This window comes from Flavobacterium album (assembly GCF_003096035.1).
Taxonomy (GTDB): Bacteria; Bacteroidota; Bacteroidia; order Flavobacteriales; family Flavobacteriaceae; genus Flavobacterium; species Flavobacterium album.
The window spans coordinates 1,955,775-1,974,992 of record NZ_CP029186.1; the positions used below are offsets into that span (position 1 = coordinate 1,955,775).

At 42.9% G+C, this 19,218-nt stretch carries 10 protein-coding genes; 8 read left to right on the plus strand and 2 right to left on the minus strand.

All coding sequences use genetic code 11. The annotated features are described in order from the left end of the window. Positions 1-149 precede the first annotated feature (149 nt). From HYN59_RS08680 to HYN59_RS08710, 7 genes are all read left to right on the plus strand, one after another. The gene (locus HYN59_RS08680) at positions 150-2,051 is read left to right on the plus strand and encodes a S8 family serine peptidase (protein WP_108777895.1); all 1,902 of its coding nucleotides are present in this window, start codon (positions 150-152) and stop codon (positions 2,049-2,051) included. 265 nt (positions 2,052-2,316) lie between these two features. Next, on the plus strand, positions 2,317-5,379 hold the full coding sequence (locus tag HYN59_RS08685) for a SusC/RagA family TonB-linked outer membrane protein (protein ID WP_108777896.1): 3,063 nt from the start codon (positions 2,317-2,319) through the stop codon (positions 5,377-5,379). A gap of 17 nt (positions 5,380-5,396) precedes the next feature. Beyond that, positions 5,397-6,932 (plus strand): RagB/SusD family nutrient uptake outer membrane protein, encoded by a 1,536-nt coding sequence (locus HYN59_RS08690; RefSeq protein WP_181369537.1) that lies wholly within the window; start codon positions 5,397-5,399, stop codon positions 6,930-6,932. A gap of 14 nt (positions 6,933-6,946) precedes the next feature. Then, entirely contained in the window at positions 6,947-7,771 is an 825-nt protein-coding gene (locus HYN59_RS08695) for a hypothetical protein (RefSeq protein WP_108777898.1), read from the plus strand. Positions 7,772-7,882: 111 nt separating this feature from the next. Then, positions 7,883-9,862 (plus strand): putative porin, encoded by a 1,980-nt coding sequence (locus tag HYN59_RS08700; protein WP_108777899.1) that lies wholly within the window; start codon positions 7,883-7,885, stop codon positions 9,860-9,862. Between the two features lie 284 nt (positions 9,863-10,146). After that, entirely contained in the window at positions 10,147-15,273 is a 5,127-nt protein-coding gene (locus HYN59_RS08705) for a T9SS type A sorting domain-containing protein (protein WP_108777900.1), read from the plus strand. A gap of 377 nt (positions 15,274-15,650) precedes the next feature. Next, positions 15,651-17,012, plus strand: coding sequence for a pyridoxal-phosphate dependent enzyme (locus tag HYN59_RS08710; protein WP_108777901.1), 1,362 nt, complete (start codon positions 15,651-15,653; stop codon positions 17,010-17,012). A 32-nt stretch (positions 17,013-17,044) separates the two neighbouring features. On the opposite strand, the gene chrA is transcribed toward HYN59_RS08710, so the two are convergent. Together chrA and HYN59_RS08720 are read right to left on the minus strand one after the other, a co-directional pair. Further along, the gene (gene chrA / locus HYN59_RS08715; RefSeq protein WP_108777902.1) at positions 17,045-18,148 is read right to left on the minus strand and encodes a chromate efflux transporter; all 1,104 of its coding nucleotides are present in this window, start codon (positions 18,146-18,148) and stop codon (positions 17,045-17,047) included. Continuing rightward, positions 18,132-18,581, minus strand: coding sequence for a DoxX family protein (locus tag HYN59_RS08720; RefSeq protein WP_108777903.1), 450 nt, complete (start codon positions 18,579-18,581; stop codon positions 18,132-18,134). Before HYN59_RS08720 ends, chrA begins: the two co-directional genes overlap by 17 nt. Positions 18,582-18,692: 111 nt before the next feature. Here HYN59_RS08720 and HYN59_RS08725 point away from each other — a divergent pair, with 111 nt between their 5' ends. Then, the gene (locus HYN59_RS08725) at positions 18,693-19,205 is read left to right on the plus strand and encodes a 3'-5' exonuclease (RefSeq protein ID WP_108777904.1); all 513 of its coding nucleotides are present in this window, start codon (positions 18,693-18,695) and stop codon (positions 19,203-19,205) included. Positions 19,206-19,218 lie beyond the last annotated feature (13 nt).

The window sequence follows — 19,218 nt, forward strand, 5'->3', positions numbered from 1 at the left end:
CAAAGGTAACAGTACTACGTTAAAATTGAAATTATTGAAGCTTAATTTGTTATTATTTATATTTTTGCTAATCTTTTTTTCTTCAACATCATATTTAATAGGATATTTGCGGAAAAGAGCTATTAACTTTTTAAATTACCAAAACAGTCATGAAAAAAAATACTGTAAAAGGAATGTTTATTATTGCCATGGCGGCAATGGGAAGCGTTTCGGCTTTTGCACAGACCCCTGAGCAAAGGAAACTTATTGTGAAGGACAACAATCTTGAAGAGCTGGCAAGGATCAGCAGGGAAGAGCTCGAATTCAAGACCAAAAATTATGCGGAAGCATTGAGGCTTGCTGAAATAAATGGATGGCCCTTAAAAAAGACAAATAGTAATGGGGACACTCAAAAGCTTTCTGGTGTCACCGAAGACGGTCATCCCGTATACTTTACGATGTACAATCTTGGCCAGGCAAAAACCACAAGGGCTGATAAGCTCATGCCGGGTGGCGGAATGGGTCTTAACCTGACAGGCGAGGGTATGACAATAGCTATATGGGATGGTGAGCAGGTAAGGGAAACTCATGAAAATTTTGATGGACGCGCAACCATTCTTGATGAATTTGTAGGGTATGGCGACCATGCAACGCACGTAGCGGGTACTATGGTAGGCGGCGGTATAGCAAAGCCTACCGCAAGGGGTATTGCATACAAAGCGAACATAAATTCTTTTGAAGGGTTTCAATCTGATACTCCTGAAATGACCACTGAAGCTGCAAATGGGCTGCTTGTTTCGAACCACTCCTATGGGTTTACCCCGAACCCGATGCCGGAGTGGTTTTGGGGTGCGTACGCAAATTATGCAAGATCAATAGACCAGATTACATTTGATGCGCCAAGGTACCAACCAGTGGTTGCTGCGGGTAATGACAGGAATAGCAGTCCCGAAAATAACCCGGAAAAAGGGGGATATGACCTTATAAACTGTTATGCGACTGCCAAAAACGCAATTGTTGTCGCTGCGGTATATAACGTGCCAAATTATGTAAATAGCAATTCAGTTCAAATGTCAAGTTTTAGCAGCTGGGGGCCTACAGACGATAACAGGATAAAACCGGATATTTCTGCAAAAGGTGTCGCTGTGTATTCAAGTGAGGCAGGAAGCAATAGTGATTACGGTTCACTCCAGGGTACTTCTATGGCAGCCCCGGGTATTGCGGGTTGCATAACGCTTTTGCAACAGCATTATAATAATGTAAAAGGAGTTTACATGTGGTCGTCTACAGTAAGGGGGCTTGTAGCGCATACAGCAGATGAGTGTGGAGATTACGATGGTCCGGACCCTGCTTTTGGATGGGGATTAATGAATTCTCAAAAAGCGGCTCAAGCCATTACTGATAGTGATTCAAATGTTGCATTAGCAATAATCGAAGAAAATACACTTACAAATCCTCAGACTTATACTAAAACTGTTATGTCAAATGGAGTTGATCCTCTTGTTGCCACAATATCATGGACCGATAGGCCGGGAACTCCTAATGGCGGTAATGTTGATCCTACAACTCCGGTGTTGAGGAATAATCTTGATATAAGGGTTACTAAAGCAGGGGGTGATACTTACATGCCATGGAAATTTGGAGATTTTATGTCAGATCCGGCTATACAGGGAGATAACAATGTTGACAATATTGAGAAAATTGAGATTCCGGGAGCTTCAGGAGAGTACGTAATCACTGTTTCGCACAAAGGTACATTGGTAGGTGGTTCGCAAAATTATTCCCTTATTGTAACGGGTATTGTTGATGTGGCAGGTTTAGAAGATAATGCCGAGAAGATATTTACTGTATGGCCTAATCCGGCGCACGGACAGCTCACTGTTTCATTGCCGCAGGGTGCTGAAAGCAATGCTGTTGCGCAATTGTATGATATACAGGGCAGGCTGATGCTTCAAAACGCGCTTAAAGGAGGCGACAACAATATAAATATAGAGAATATGGCCTCGGGTGTTTATATGGTAAATGTGACTAATGGTAGTAAAATTCAGACTAAAAAAGTAATTATCAAATAATATTTTCAAAAATTTAAATAATTTCCGAAATATAACGCAACCTTTTACATTTCGTTGTATCTAATAATAAACGTCAGCTTTTTGTTGACGTTTTGTTTTAATTCAAAAATAGATACAATATGTGGGCAATTATTATTAATCTTCTCTGGATTTTCCATTTATACTAAAAATTGTGAAAACTTGTGAGAGTATTGCAATGTTAAAAGTTTGTTATATTAAAATAAATTAATAGATTTGCAACTTAACTAACTCAAATTAATTAAATATGAAATCAAAGTTTACTTGGATTTTTACGCTTTTACTGGCGTTTTTTATTCAGTTTTCCTTTGCGCAGGAGAGGACTATTACAGGAGTCATTAATGACAGCCAGGGGATGCCGATTCCCGGAGCGAATGTAAAAGTTCAGGGTTCTACTGCAGCAGGTGTTCAGACTGATTTTGACGGAAGGTTCGCCATTCAGGCTTCTACTGGTCAAAAGCTGGTTATAACATTTGTAGGAATGAAAACGCAGACGATTACTGTAGGTCCTTCAGCTTCTGTTCCGGATGTAAGGATGGAAGATGATGTTACAGTTCTTGCGGATGTTGTGGTAGAGGGATACCGTAACAGTACCAGGCCGCTGTCTAATATCGCCGTGACCACAGTTACAGCAAAAACGATCGAGGGCAGGCCGAACGCGTCTTTTATCCAGACACTGCAAGGCCAGATTCCGGGTCTTAATATCTCGACAGGTTCAGGGCAGCCAGGTGCTAACTCTACAGTAATCCTAAGGGGTTACGGATCTATTAACGGTCAGGTTGAGCCTTTGTTTGTAATCGACGGTGTGCCGTTGAACTCTGATAACTTCCGAAGCCTTAACCCGAACGATATTGAGTCGGTATCGGTTCTTAAGGACGCGGGTGCTACTGCTATCTATGGTAACAGGGGTGCGAATGGTGTGATTATCGTTAAGACTAAAAGAGGTTCTTTCAATTCAGCATTGCAGGTTAAGTACAATGGTACTACCAGCTTTACTGAAATGCAGAACAATAAGTACAATACGATGAACTCTAGGCAAATACTGGGTCTTGAGAAAACTAAAGGTAATGGTTATGGCGCAAGCCTTACTGATCAGCAGATTGCTGCATTTGCTACTAATACAAACTGGAAAGATGTTCTTTTCAGGACGGGTGTTTCACAAAACCACGTTTTAAGCCTTACTGGCGGTGGCGAAAATATCTCATCGTTTACCTCTTTCGGTTTCTTTAACCAGGAAGGTATACTTATTGGTACAGACTTAAAGAGGTTTAACTTCAGGAACAACCTTTCGGGGTCAAGCAAAGATAAAAGATTCAACTACGGTACTTCATTAACGATAAACTATTCTGTAAGGAATGAAGCTTCGAATATTGGTACAGGTAACGTGAATATCAACCCTGTATTGGGTGCTAACCAGGGTGTGCCTTATATCAGCCCGGACATGTATACTACAAGCCAGGGTATCCTTGATATGTATCAGGCAGATCCTTCCGATCCAAATAATATTGGTGCAGGTACACTATTACTTTCACCGCTTATGCAGCTTGATATCGTGAAAAAAGGCACGCTTAAAACGGATGAGCTTAAAATGATTGGTAACGTTCAGGGAAGTTATAAGCTTACTGATGAGCTTACACTCGCAGGTACATTTGGTTCTGATTATACACAAGCAGTGAGCACTCAGGTGCAGGATCCTACATCGTTTAACTCGCTATTATTCAAGCAGAATAATGAATTGTATCTTGGATGGCAGGCCCAGAGTTTTGCAAGGAATATAACATTCAACACGAATGTTAACCTTAATTTTAATAAGACTTTTGGTAAACACACTAATGATGCGTCAGTTTTCTCTGAATATCTTAAAGCGCATACCCAAGGCTTTAATTATACTCAGAATGGTTTGGATCCTAAAGTATTCGTGCCTGGCAATGGTGCCGGATTCATACCGTTTAACACTGCTACACCACAGTTCTATCTTCCTGAAGTAGCTGCTGGAAAAGGTACAGCTGGTTTATTTTCTTACTTCGCTACTGCGGATTACGACTACAATCAAAGGTATGGCTTGGCAGTTACTGTTCGTAGGGATGCTTCTTACCGTTTTGCTGAAACGAACCGTTGGGGTACATTTTGGTCTGTTTCAGGAAGATGGAATATTGATCAGGAATCATTTATGCAGGGTTCTCCATTTACGATGCTAAAATTAAGGGCGTCTTACGGTACTACAGGTAACCAGAATATTGTTGGATCAAGTATTTTTGCAGGTCCAAATCTTTCAAGGACGTTGTTCACCCAAGGTACCGGATACTTTCTTCAGCCCTCTTATATAGTATCACAATTAGGTAATCCTGACCTGAAGTGGGAAATATCAAAACAAGCAGACATTGGTATAGATTTTGAGATGTTTGACAGGAGGTTAAGAGGTACATTTGATGTATACCGAAAAACTACTGATGCCCTTTATCAGGGAAAACAAATTTCTGCTATAAATGCTACATATACCATTGATTCAAACGGTGGTTCATTGCAGAACCAGGGTGTTGAAGCCTTACTTTCTTATGACGCTATAAAAACTAATGATTTTACCCTTACACTAAATTTTAATGGCTCTTACAACCAAAATAAATTGCTGGATGTAACAAATGCTGATAACTTCCGTGACCTAGGTAACCAGGCAGATGATGAAGGCGGCCAGTTAGGACAATTCTACATGATTAAATATGCAGGTGTTAACCCGGCTGATGGTAACCTTTTGTTTTATACCAAGGATGGCCAGTTGACTGAGACTCCAGATCAAAGTAAAGACAGGGTACTTACTGGTAAATCGCCAATTCCGGTTTATCAGGGAGGGTTTGGTTTTGAGGCTAATTACAAAGGTTTTGGTCTTACCACACAATTCTCTTATGTAGCGAAGATTTCCAGGATAGATTATGATCTTGAAGGTCTTCAGGATCCAACTGATATTGGTGTGTTTAATAAATCTACTGACCTTCTTAACGCGTGGACTCCGGATAACAGGATAACCAGTATTCCGTCATTGTTCCTTACAAACAAAGGCCAGGATGCTAACTCTGACAGGTATCTTAGGGATGCATCTTATGTAAGGCTAAGATATGTAAGTCTTGGATACAGCTTTAACCAAAAGATGCTTGAAAAAACACCTTTCTCAGGTCTAAGGGCATATTTCCAGGCTGAAAACCTACTTACATTTACAAAATGGAGGGGTTGGGATGCAGAAAGTGACCGTGGTGCAGACCAGTACCAGTACCCTACTCCGAGAATACTCTCTTTAGGTCTTGAAGTACAATTCTAAAAAAAATGACAAAGAATATGAAAAATTTAAAATTAATTTTGTTTTTTATCACAGGGGCTTTATTTGTGTCGTGTGATGATGCAATTGATATAACGCAGCCAAGTGAGCTTCCACCAGATAAAGTTTATCAGACGATAGATGATATGCAGTTGGGTCTAAATGGTGTATATGCATCCATACCTGGTGAGAATCAGATATATTTTACCTCCTTATTTACTGACGAGGTTGCATTAGGTGTATCTAATGGTGGCCAGGGGCAGGATGGTGAACTTGCTTTCCTTTTAAATCCTGCTACCTCCGGAGATGCTGCTAATATGTGGCTTGAAAATTATGCACTTATCAATGCCGCAAACAGGCTTATCAACGGCGTAGAAAATGTTGTAGTTGATCCTGAGAATGAGGAGGATACTGCAAGATATAATGATATCCTTGCACAAGCTCATGCGCTTAGGGCTTATGGGCACTTCAATCTGTTGACTTTCTTTAGTGAGGATATGAAGAATGACAACTCATTAGGAGTTATTCTTGTAGACTTTGTTCCTGAAGACATCTATATTCAACTGCCAAGGAATACAACTGGTGAAGTGTTTGACTTTATTGATACTGATCTTGCATTTGCTGCAGACAATCTTTCCGGAATTGATCCTGCAACAGGTGAGGCATATGTGAATCCTTACTTTTATGTTACTCAGAATTTTATTAAAGCTTTTAAGGCACGTATGGCTGCTTACAGAGGCGATTACGCAACCGCTAAAACATTTGTTGACCAACTTGCTACAGGAGGCGGTCCGACTTTGGCGCTTGCAAACAAAACGCAGTATAAACTTATCTGGACAGATGCCTCTGGACAAGAGGTTATCTTTAAGATAAACAGGTCTAACCCGGGTGGTAACGTAACAGGTAACTTCTCCCAATTCTGGTCATCTGTTAACACTACTGTTACTGGTTCTCCTTTCTTCGAAGTGAACAGGGCATTATTTAACCTTGTTAATTCTTCTAGCGATGTTAGGCAAAAAGTGATCGTAGACGCGTCTGCTTTTGGTTTCCCATCATATGTACTTCCGGATTACAATAGTGTAAGCAATTCAGTATATAAGTCGCGGGATGTATTGCCTGTTGGCAAATATCCGGGTAGCGAAGGTCTTAGTATGCTTAATGATGTTAAAATATTCAGGATGTCTGAGATGTATTTGATCAGGGCTGAAGCCTATGCAAGTATGAATGATATTCCAAATGCTATTGCAGACGTTAACAGAATAAGGACAGCGCGTATTGGATCTTCTGCAAATATTAATCCTGCAGGGCTTACTATACAACAGGTTTGGGCCTACATCCTTAGGGAAAGAAGAATGGAACTTGCTTTTGAAGGCCATAGGTATGTTGACCTTAGACGTTTAGGTGTTCTTGCCGGACAGCAGGTTGACCGTGATCCAAGAGATTGTGCCTTCAATGGGTTCTGTACGCTTCCTACTACAGACTACAGGTTCGTAATGCCTATTCCAAGGCTTGAAACAGCTGCTAATCCAAACATTCAGCAGAATCCTAATTACTAGAAAAAAATATAAAAATGAAAAAGTATCTTTCAAAAATAGTAGTCTTTGCCCTTTTAGTTGGGGTATTGTCAAGCTGCGAAGAAGACAAGATTGTTTACAAAGGAGATGGCCAATCTTTGGTTGGTTTCAATACTGCCGCAGGCAATCTTAAAACTTATGACCCACAGGAATCCACAAATCCTTCTGAGATTATCGTAGAAGTGGGCTCTACCAAGAAGGTAAATTATGACAGGACTGTACAGGTTGTAATAAATGATGAACTTACTGATGCATTACCGTCTCAGTATACTATCGATCAGAGCACGTTTGTTATACCTGCAGGTGAGTTTACAGCAAAAATTAAAATTACGGGGCATTATGATGCACTTACTGATATCAAGCAAACCTTAACACTTGATTTGATATCTGTTCAGGACCAGGATATCTTTGACGCGAAGAGGGCAAGATATACAGTGTCAATATACAGGGTTTGCCCAAGGGACATTCCGTTGACCTATACTGGTTACGTAACTGGTGAAGTAGGCGGGGCTACTGAAGAATTTACTGTTACATTTGTTCCTACCGCAGATGCTGCTACTTATAATGTTGCAAATTTATGGGGTAATTTTGTTTCAGGAGCTACTGGATCTAATTATGACGGACAATATCCATATCCGGCTAAATTGGTAATAAACTGCGATAACACGGTTGATATTACTCCGGATTCAAATTCACAAGTTGCTACTGACGGTAGCGATGGTACATTTGATCCTGATACTAACGAATTCCAGCTGTCTCTTACTCAGGATTTATTTTCTGATCCATTTACCGCCGATATATACCTGATACCGGCACCATAATCGGTTATAATTTAATATCAAAAGGGCTTTCATACGAAAGCCCTTTTTTTTGGCGTTTTTTGAATATTCCCGTTCCTAAAATTTAATTACATTTGCCTAAACTTAATCCCGATGCAGAGAATTTTTCTTTCTATTTTTCTTTTAATGCTGCCTGTACTGCTTTTTTCCCAGGATAAGAAAAAAGGAAAATTAAATTCGTCCCCAAAAGGGAATTCCGCTTCTATACAGCGCGATGATAGTGATAAGGGCACGGGCCAGGCCAAAACGGCTGCTGATACTATCGCTACCATAGATATGTACAAGATCGTGACCCTGGAAAGGGATACAATCATCGTAGATACTTCTCTGACAATCAAAAACGAATATCAGAATAATTACCTGCGGAAAGATAACTTCGGCCTTCTTGCTTTTCCGAATGATGGGCAAACTTACAATACGCTCGATTACGGACTGACAAAATTCAATCCGTTTCCCGGGTTTGGTTTTACTGCGAAGCATTTTAACTACATGGAAGTTGAAGACATAAACTATTATAATGTAGCAACTCCATATACCGATCTTTTCTATAGGTCTACCCAAAAACAGGGGCAAATACTGGATGCCTTTATTACGGTAAATACTTCAGAGAATCTCAATATGTTTGTCGGCTATCGAGGTATAAGATCAATAGGTAAATACATAAATTCTATTTCAAGTAACGGAAATCTCCGCATCGGCGGCAGTTACAATACAAAAGATAAAAGATATTTTTTAAAGCTCCATTTTACCGGACAGGACCTTTCTAACCAGGAGAACGGTGGCATCATCAATACTGATTTTTTTGAAAGCGGGGTCGATCCCTACACACAGCGGGAGCGTCTGGATGTTTATTTTAAAGATGCCACATCTATGCTTAAAGGCAATCGCTTTTTTGCAGACCATACATTCAGGCTTAACAAGAGTAACCCAAACAGCATTGTCTTCCACCACAGGTTTACGTACGAGAATAAGTTTTTTGAATATACCCAGCCTACAAAAAGTACAAGGTTTGGTGCGGCATATACAACTTCTATCAACAATAAGACACGCTATAATATGATGTATAATATGGTGGGCGCTGCTTATTCTAACGAAAAGATCGGTATGGTGGAGTTTTATGTAGAAGACTTTAATTACAACTATTTTTACAGGACCATTATCCTTAATCCCAATGGTTCTTTGGGTGTGCCCAACGCCATAAATGACAGAGTTGATACTTATGGCGCAAGATATACCTATCATAAAAACAAGCTGAAAGGCAGTGTACTTTTCTCAAACTCGATCACTAAACAATCACTCGCTAATATCGATATCTCTGCCCGATATACTTTCGATGAAAATAACAGCGTTTCGGCACGCTATCAAAACATGAACAAGCTGCCTAACCAGAATTACAAGCTTTACCAAAGTGATTATAAGGCCTACAACTGGTATAACCCTAACGTTAAGAACGAAAAGATCAATAGCTTTGAATTTGAGGCCAAAACGAAATGGGTTGATGCCTCTGTACAATATACCATACTCAACGACCATTTATATTTTAAAAATGAGTTTATAAATACGATCTCTACCCCTGCGAATATCGATACGCTATATGTGAAGCCGCAGCAGTATGGGAATACGATCAATTATTTTTCGGTTAAGGTAGGGCGTGAGTTCAGGGTTTGGAAACTGGCCCTTGATAACACGGTTTTGTATCAAAAGGTTGACCAAAGGGACAATGTGATCAATGTTCCCGAACTCGTAACAAGAAATACGCTGTATTATTCCGATTATGTATTTAAAAAGGCCTTGTATTTCCAAACCGGTATCACCTTCCAGTACTTTACTAAATACTATGGGAACGACTACAACCCATTGATCGGTGAATTCTTCGTACAGGATAAAAAGAAGTTTGGCGATTTTCCGCTAATGGATTTTTTTATTAATGCTAAAATAAAGGAATTCAGGATGTTCCTGAGAGCTGAACACTTTAATTCGGGCTTTACCGGATATGATTATTATTCGGCGCCAAACACTCCCTATCGTGATTTTACTGTGCGTTTTGGCGTAATTTGGGATTTCTTCTCATAAGATTTATATTTTTTGAATTATCGTCTGAAAATTAAACACTTATAACAATAGTTTGGAATAGTGTTATTTTTCCACAATAATCAAAACATTAATAAGGTAGGATTACGAAACTTATTTTATTAATTAAAATTTATCTTATTTAGGTTGAAAGCTGTTAATTTATTCAAGTAATTCTTTCGGTTTTGAATTAAATGCGGGTCTTTCGGGGAGTTTGTGATTTTTATTTAAGATTTTGATTACTATTTTTATGAAATTATTAATCAAAATTTAAATTAAAAAAAGCTATGAAGAAAACTACCTTCGGGAGTCAGCTCGTGGCTAAAAAGAAACAGTGGTTTACAATGCTCGCTGTAGCATTGCTGTCCTTTTTAGGTCATTCAGCGTATTCCCAGGTTGGCACGACCTGCGAAAATCCAATTGTGATTACAGGCCTGCCTTACACTACTACGGACAATACTGCAAACTATGCAGATAATTACGATCCACCGACGGCTTCGAGCCCTGTATGCAGTACCACTAGCAGCGGTAACTATTATCATTTAGGTAATGATGTAATTTATGCTTACACACCAGCGACAAATAAAAGCATTAATATACGTATGCCCAACGGTGTTGCATGGTCAGGTATGTTCGTTTATACAAGTTGCGCGAATATAGGTATTGAATATGCTGCCTGCGCTACAAGTACAACTGCAGGAAACAGGGAAATAAACAACTTCCTCGTAACCGGCGGGCAGACCTATTACATTTTATTATCTATTTGGGAAACGCCTTCAACTTTTGCGTATACCCTGAATATAACAGAAAATACCTGCGCTAACCAGGCGGCTACATTTGGAATAGTATCCAACTGTGCGGTAACCCCGGGCTTTTTCGCGACTGCAAACATCACCAGCATGGGATCGGCTACATCATTGACGGTGACCGACAACCAGGGTAGCGCTCCGCAGGTAGTTACGGCTACAGGACTGGTAACTTTTGGGCCATATACTAATGGTACTTCGGTAAACCTTACAGTTGCTAACACTACAGATTCCAATTGTGTTGTAACGGGTACAGCCCTTACGCAGACAGCCTGCCCTCCGGCAAATGACGACTGTGCAGGTGCAATTACACTTATTCCAAGTGCGAATACTACATGTGCCGGTACTACAGCCGGTACTACTTTGGGTGCAACGCAGTCTATGGCTGCCGGTGTATGCAGTGGAACTCCTGACGACGACGTGTGGTATAAATTTGTGGCTACTGCCTCTGTACACACCATAACAATATCGGGTACAGCTGCTGTATCGGGCACTTCAACAGATATGTACTTCCAGGTGCTTAGTGGTACTTGTGGTACGACAACAAGCCTTCTTTGCTCTGATCCCGACACTGGCTCAGTTTCAGGCCTCACGGTAGGTGATACGTATTATGTAAGGGTGTACAGCTATGGAAGCTCTTCAAGGAATACCTTCAATATCTGCGTAACTACGCCTCCTGCTGCCGTTGCTAACGACGATTGTGCAGGTGCGGTGACGCTTACAGTGAATACTGCAGATACCTGTACGACTGTAACCGCGGGTACGACCGCTAATGCTTACCAGTCAATGGGTGCAGGTGTATGCAGCGGCACGCCGGATGACGATGTTTGGTTTAAATTCGTTGCTGCAAGTACTGTGCAAAGGATTACTTTGTCAGATGTTGTTGCCGTTTCCGGTACAAGCACAGACATGTACTTCCAGGTACTGGATGGTACTTGCGGAACGACTACAAGCCTTTTGTGCTCTGATCCAAATACCAACCTGGTTGCAGGACTTACTGTAGGCAATACTTACTTTATCAGGGTATACACCTATGCTTCTACTTCAAGGGCTACTTTTAATATATGTGTTTCTACGCCGCCAGCACCACCGGCCAACGATGAATGTGCAGGAGCGATAACACTTACGGTAAATAATGACCTTAACTGTGGTGTAACAACTGCAGGAACAACGGTTAATGCGTACCAGTCTATGGCTGCCGGCGCATGCAGCGGTACACCTGATGATGATGTATGGTTCAAATTCGTAGCTACAAAAACGATGCATACCATATCTCTTTCTAACGTTGTTGCTGTAACAGGCACCTCTACAGATATGTACTTCCAGGTATTGAGTGGTACTTGTGGCAACACAACAAGCCTGCTTTGCTCTGATGATAACAGCAATTTCGTTACAGGGCTTACAGTTGGCCAGACTTATTATGTAAGGGTATATTCTTACGGAACCACTTCAAGGGATACTTTCAACATCTGCATCGGCAGCCAGCCGGCTCCTCCTGCAAATGACGACTGCGCCAATGCGGTAACGCTTACAGTAAACCCTGACAACACATGTACTGCGGTAACTGCTGCCACTACTGCTGGTGCAACATTATCTATGGCTGCAACGCCTTGCAGCGGAAACCCTGACGATGATGTTTGGTTTAAATTTGTTGCTACAGGTACATCACAAAAAATAACCATTTCAGATGTGGTAGCATTAGTAGGTACTTCTACAGATATGTACTTCCAGGTAATGGGCGGTGCCTGCGGCTCTACAACCAGCCTGCTTTGCTCAGATGATAACACAAACACAGTTTCGGGCCTTACTGTAGGCGCTACTTATTATGTAAGGGTATACAGCTACGGAGCTTCTTATGCGCAAAACTTTAATATATGTGTATCTACGCCACCGGCGCCACCGGCAAATGACGATTGTGCCGGCGCGATAACGCTTACTGTAAACCCTGACCTTGCTTGTGGTACGGTAACTGCCGGTTCTACTGCAAATGCGCTTCAGTCTATGGGTGCAGGTGTTTGTTTCGGTACACCGGATGATGATGTTTGGTTTAAATTCGTTGCGACCGGTACATCACACAAAATTTCCCTGTCTAACGTTGTTGCCGTATCGGGCACATCTACAGATATGTATTTCCAGGTATTGAGCGGCCCTTGCGGAAGCACTACAAGCCTTCTTTGTTCTGATGCAGATACGAATACTGTAACAGGACTTACTGTTGGCAGTACCTATTATGTAAGGGTATACAGCTACGGTACTTCTTCAAGGGATACCTTCAACATTTGTATTGGCTCTTTCCCTCCGCCACCGGCAAACGACCTGTGTGCGAATGCGACCGTGCTTAACGTAGGGGTTGATTTTGCTACTGCTAAAGTTACTACTACTACTGCGGGCTCTACCTATACGGCTTCCGGCCCGACACCTACATGCGATGCAACAGGATTTGCATCAAGCGGTGACGTTTGGTTCTCGGTAACAGTTCCCGCTTCAGGAAAAGTAACTATCGAAACCAGGGGTAATGGTGATACCAATGTAACAGATACAGGTGTTGCTGCTTACAGTGGCGCATGTGCTGCACTGACGGCTTTAGGATGTAATGCTGATGATGGTGATGGTAACTTCTCAAAACTGGCATTGACAGGCCTTACTGCCGGCCAGGTGATCCTTGTGCATACATGGGGATACAACGGCACATCAGGCTCTTTTGATATAGCGGCTTATGATCCGTGTGCAGGTACACTTGCACCTACAGGCAATGCTGCGCAGACTTTGGCTCCGGGCCAAAAACTGTCAAACCTTACTGTAACTGGTACAGGCCTTACATGGTATTCGAATGCGGCGCTTACTACTACAATACCTAATACTACTACAGCGGTTAGCGGTACTACTTATTATGTAACGCAAACAGTGAGCGGATGTGTAAGCCCTGCGCTTGCCATAACGGTTACTATCGTAGATCCATGTGCCGGTACACTTGCACCAACAGGCGATGCCGCACAGACTTTGGCTCCCGGCCAAACACTTGCTGCCCTTTCCGTAACGGGTACAAACCTTACATGGTATTCTAATGCCGCGCTTACTACGGTTGTTCCAAACACAACGGTTGCTGTAAGCGGTACTACATATTACGTTACGCAGACGGTAGGAACATGTGTTAGCCCTGCGCTTGCGGTAACAGTTACTATTGTTGATCCGTGTGCAGGAACGCTTGCCCCTGCGGGTAATGCTTCTCAGGACTTAACTTTAGGCCAGACCCTTGCCGACCTTTCGGTAACAGGTACCAACCTTATATGGTATTCGAATGCTGCACTTACAACAGTTGTTCCAAACACTACGGTAGCAGTTAACGGTACAACCTACTATGTTACGCAAACTGTAGGAAACTGTGTGAGCCCTGCGCTTGCAGTTACCGTTAATGTTATTGACCCATGTGCCGGTACGCTTGCCCCTGCGGGTAATGCTTCTCAGGACCTTACAACAGGCCAGACTCTTGCCGACCTTTCGGTAACAGGTACTAACCTTATATGGTATTCGAATGCTGCACTTACAACAATGGTTCCAAACACAACAGTTGCTGTTGACGGTGCAACGTACTATGTTACGCAAACTGTTGGAAACTGCGTGAGCCCTGCACTGGCAGTTACTGTTAACGTTGTAGATCCATGTGCCGGTACGCTTGCCCCTGCGGGTAGTGCAATTCAGGACCTTACAACAGGCCAGACCCTTGCCGACCTTTCGGTAACTGGTACTAACCTTATATGGTATTCGAATGCTGCACTTACAACAGTTGTTCCAAACACAACGTTAGCAGTTGACGGTACAACCTACTATGTAACGCAAACTGTTGGAAACTGCGTTAGCCCTGCGCTTGCAGTTACCGTTAACGTTGTAGATCCATGTGCCGGTACGCTTGCCCCTGCGGGTAGCGCTGTTCAGGACCTTACTACAGGCCAGACTCTTGCCGACCTTTCGGTAACAGGTACTAACCTTACATGGTACTCGGATGCTGCACTTACAACGGTTGTTCCAAATACGACAGTTGCAGTGAATGGAGCTACGTACTACGTAACACAAACTGTAGGAAACTGTGTGAGCCCTGCGCTTGCCATAATAGTTAACGTTTTCGATCCATGTGCAGGTATCCAGATCCCTTCAGGTGATGAAAACCAGGATTTCAACACAGGTGAAACCCTTGCGGATCTTGATGTAACAGGTACAGGCCTTATTTGGTATGCTGATGCTGCGCTTACAATAGTGCTTCCGGATACTACAGTACTTACAGACGAGGCTACTTATTATGCCACACAAACTGTAGGTGCATGTACAAGCGGCGCTCTTGCCGTAACAGTAAATGAGATATTAGGCAGGAACGATTTTGATGCTGCTTCTTTCTCTTACTATCCGAACCCGGTAGTTGACGCGCTTAACCTTTCTTACTCAAAAGAGATAACAGAGGTTGCCGTGTACAACATTCTTGGCCAGGCCGTGCTTGTAAAATCAGTAAACGCTACCGAAACAAGTGTTGACCTTTCAAGCCTTGCTGCTGCCACTTATATAGTGAAAGTAACTGCAGGTGATGTAGCAACATCGATCAGGATCGTTAAAAAATAACAATCTCCTGTTTTTATAAATGGAAGCTGCCTGTAATGGGCAGCTTCTTTTTTTTGGATTAATTGGAATTTTTTAGAAACTATTTAATTGTTTCGTCACTGGGCCATAGTATTTATAGCGAACCTGCAACACAAGTTTGAGCAACCTGACATTGCATTGCAATGACTTTGCGGCTTGAAATGTGGACGGTATGAGTCTTTGCGGCTTTGCGGCTTTGCGTGAAATAAATTGCCTGACTTTTAAAACCTATCTGGTTAAAAATATTGTTCTCTTTAAAATTTAGACAGTTACTCAAATTGTGAATTAATTGCTGTTTTAAAATTATATACAATATATTTGCATCGTTTTGACCGGATTGCGGTCGTAAAATAGTAAAAATGAAATACGCAGAAAATATACTGGGCACCATAGGTAACACGCCGATGGTAAAGCTGAACAAGATAACCGAAGGCATTGATGCTTTGGTTTTGGCAAAAGTAGAAACGTTCAATCCGGGTAACTCCGTTAAGGACAGGATGGCCGTAAAGATGATCGAGGATGCCGAAGCCGACGGGCGCCTGAAACCGGGTGGCACCATAATTGAAGGTACATCAGGCAATACCGGGATGGGGCTTGCTTTATGTGCTATCGTGAAAGGCTACAAGCTGATATGCGTTATCAGTGACAAGCAGTCCAAAGAAAAGATGGACATCCTTCGTGCCGTAGGTGCTAAGGTGGTGGTCTGCCCGACTGACGTGGAGCCGACCGACCCGCGTTCGTACTATTCAGTTTCGAAAAGGCTGGCAGAAGAAACGCCAAACTCATGGTATGTAAACCAGTATGATAACCTGAGCAATGCAAAAGCACACTACGAGCAGACCGGCCCGGAGATATGGGAACAGACGGAAGGCAAAATAACACACTTCGTAGTAGGTGTGGGTACTGGCGGAACTATTTCCGGTGTGGCTAAATACCTGAAAGAAAAGAACCCCAATGTGAAGTGCTGGGGCATAGACACCTATGGCTCGGTATTCAAAAAATACCATGAAACAGGCATATTCGATGAGAATGAGATCTATTCGTATATCACCGAAGGCATAGGGGAGGACATCCTTCCTAAGAATGTTGACTTCTCCCTTATCGATGGCTTTACAAAAGTGACCGATAAGGATGCAGCTGTTTACACCCGTAAGCTGGCATTGGAAGAAGGTATCTTTGTTGGTAACTCAGCAGGGGCGGCCATCAAAGGGCTATTACAGCTTAAAGATGAATTCAGGCCGGACGATGTAGTGGTGGTATTATTCCACGACAGTGGCAGCCGCTATGTCGGGAAAATGTTCAACGACGACTGGATGCGCGAGCGCGGTTTCCTTGACGAGGAGATTACCAAAGCAGAAGACCTTATTAAAGACCATGCTGACAAACCGCTTGTTATTGTGCGTACCGAAGAGCTGGTAAGTCATGCTATCGAGCGCCTGCGCAAATACAAGATATCACAGATACCGGTTATCGATACCCACGGTTTCGTAGGCTCTGTAGATGAAACCGACCTGTTCCGCAGCTATGTGGAAGACAAGGACATCGCCGAAAAGCCGATACGCGAAGTGATGGGCAAGCCTTACCCTATAGTACAGAAGAATACGTCTATTGAGGAGATATCAAAGCTCATCAACAAAGACAACCAGGCCGTACTGGTAGACCTCGGCAACGGCAAGCACCATATCATTACCAAGCACGATATTATAAGCTCGATAAAATAAACTTTGAAGCCTCGCAATGCGGGGCTTCTTTATTAATGGAGTAACGAAAGGATATAGCCTGCAACGGAACCAAATACTATTATAAAAGCGCTGTTGAGTTTTGGAAATGTAAATAGCAGGGCAAAACTAAGCACCAAAATGGCAGCTGTTTCCCATGACCTGATAGTTTCGTAAGCCATTTGCCAGCAGATGGCGGCAATAACAGCCACCGAAGCAACATTAACCGCACTAAGGAATAACGCAAAGCTCCGGGAGGTTTTCAGCTTGGAAACGATCCTGTTAAGCAGTGCAACAAATACAAATGACGGCAGGAAGATTCCAGCTGTTGCAGCCAGTGCTCCCGTTATCCCGTTTACCTGGTATCCTATGAAAGTTGCGGCAGAAAAGACAGGGCCCGGGGTAAATTGCCCTACTGCGATGGCATCTGTCAGCTGCTGCCGGGATATAATGCCTGGGACAACCAATTCGGCATCTATGAAGGCAAAGAGTACATAGCCGCTGCCGTATAATATTGCACCTATTTTTAAGAATGTAAAGAATAAGCCGGGGCTTCCCATTGCCGTTCCCGACAAAGGCAGCAGCGATAAGCTTCGGATTTTTTGGCGGGAGCTGCGGGATTTGTAAGCCATATACAGGAGTCCCGCTCCAAAAAGAATGATAATCTCATTAAACCCAAGTAAAGCCATTGCCAGGCAGGTAAAGCCCAGAATAACGAGTTCAGTATTTTTTGCCGAAGCTGTTGCCATTGGCCACACAGCACATAAAATGACCGCGATAATGGCCGGCTTTATTCCGTAAAGGTAGGGTTCAACTTCCGGGAGGGTGCCATAGTTTTTATACAGCCATGCTATGCATCCCGTAAGGATTATGGCAGGAAGGATAAAAAATAGCCCTGCGGCTACCAGCCCTTTTACTCCGGCTCTTTCTTTTCCTAAATGAATCGCAAGTTCGGTACTGTTTGGCCCGGGAATAAGGTTTGTGGCTCCTACAAGGTCCATAAATGCCGAATCATCCATCCATTTGCGTTTGGCTACAACTTCATGGCGCATCATAGCAATATGGGCTGCGGGACCGCCAAAAGCAGTAATGCCCAGCCTTGCAAATAATGCAATGGTTTCTTTAAGCCGGTGCTCCATTCGTATTACGCGTTGTAGTGACCGCCTTATCTACAGACCATCTTCCACCTCCTTTTATTAATAAAAAAATGCTTCCCAAAAGCATCGACCAGTCGGTCCTGCTGCCGTGGAGGAGTTCCCAAAATCCTTCATTGGCATACACTTCCGACTTGGTAGTAGCAAATGCCACCAGCATAATAACGGCCAGCGGGATATTGGCGAGGCGGGTAAGCAATCCTGTGATTACCAGAATTCCGCAGGCAATTTCAAACGAACCCACCAATGTCCCCAGCATATCGGGCTCCGGAAAACCGATCTTTTCAAAGCGCCCGGCTCCCCTTAGCTCGGGAAACAGGAATTTTTGTATGCCTTCCGAAAGGAACACCGCACCAACGATCATCCGGATAATTATCGTTGTTTTGGAATTATCAGTTGTAAGGTAAGGGAATTTCATAAAAAGAAATTTAGATTCAGAAAGATACTATTATGTAAAGAATTATACAATACTCAACCTGAAGGATGCTTATAAAAATCTTGATTATCTTTGCCAAAGATTTATTGCTCCATGAACTTCACTGCCATAGACTTCGAGACTGCCACCGGATACCCCCACAGTGCCTGCGCCGTGGGTATCGTGACCGTTGAGGATGGTATCATCACCGAGGAATATTACACCCTCATCCAGCCGCCGGATAACGAATACTGGTACCGCAACATCATGGTGCATGGCATAAAGCCGATTGAAACGCTTAACATCCCCACATTCGACATGCTGTTTCCCGAAATAAGCAAAAGACTTTTTGGCCGGAAAATCGTGGCCCACAATGAATCCTTCGACCGCAATGTGCTGATGAAAACCATGAGTTGGTACGGCCTCTATTACGATGAGCTCGAAATAGCCGACCGCTGGGAATGCACCTGCAAAATATACCGTGCCAAGGGTTATCCCAAAGCCAACCTAAAATACTGCAGTGACCGCAACGGCATACAGCTCAACCACCACGAAGCCCTGAGCGACGCAAGAGCCTGCGCTAAGTTGTACCTCCTTCATGACGGGCAGGTGAAGCTAAAGGTGTGATATACTTTTGTTT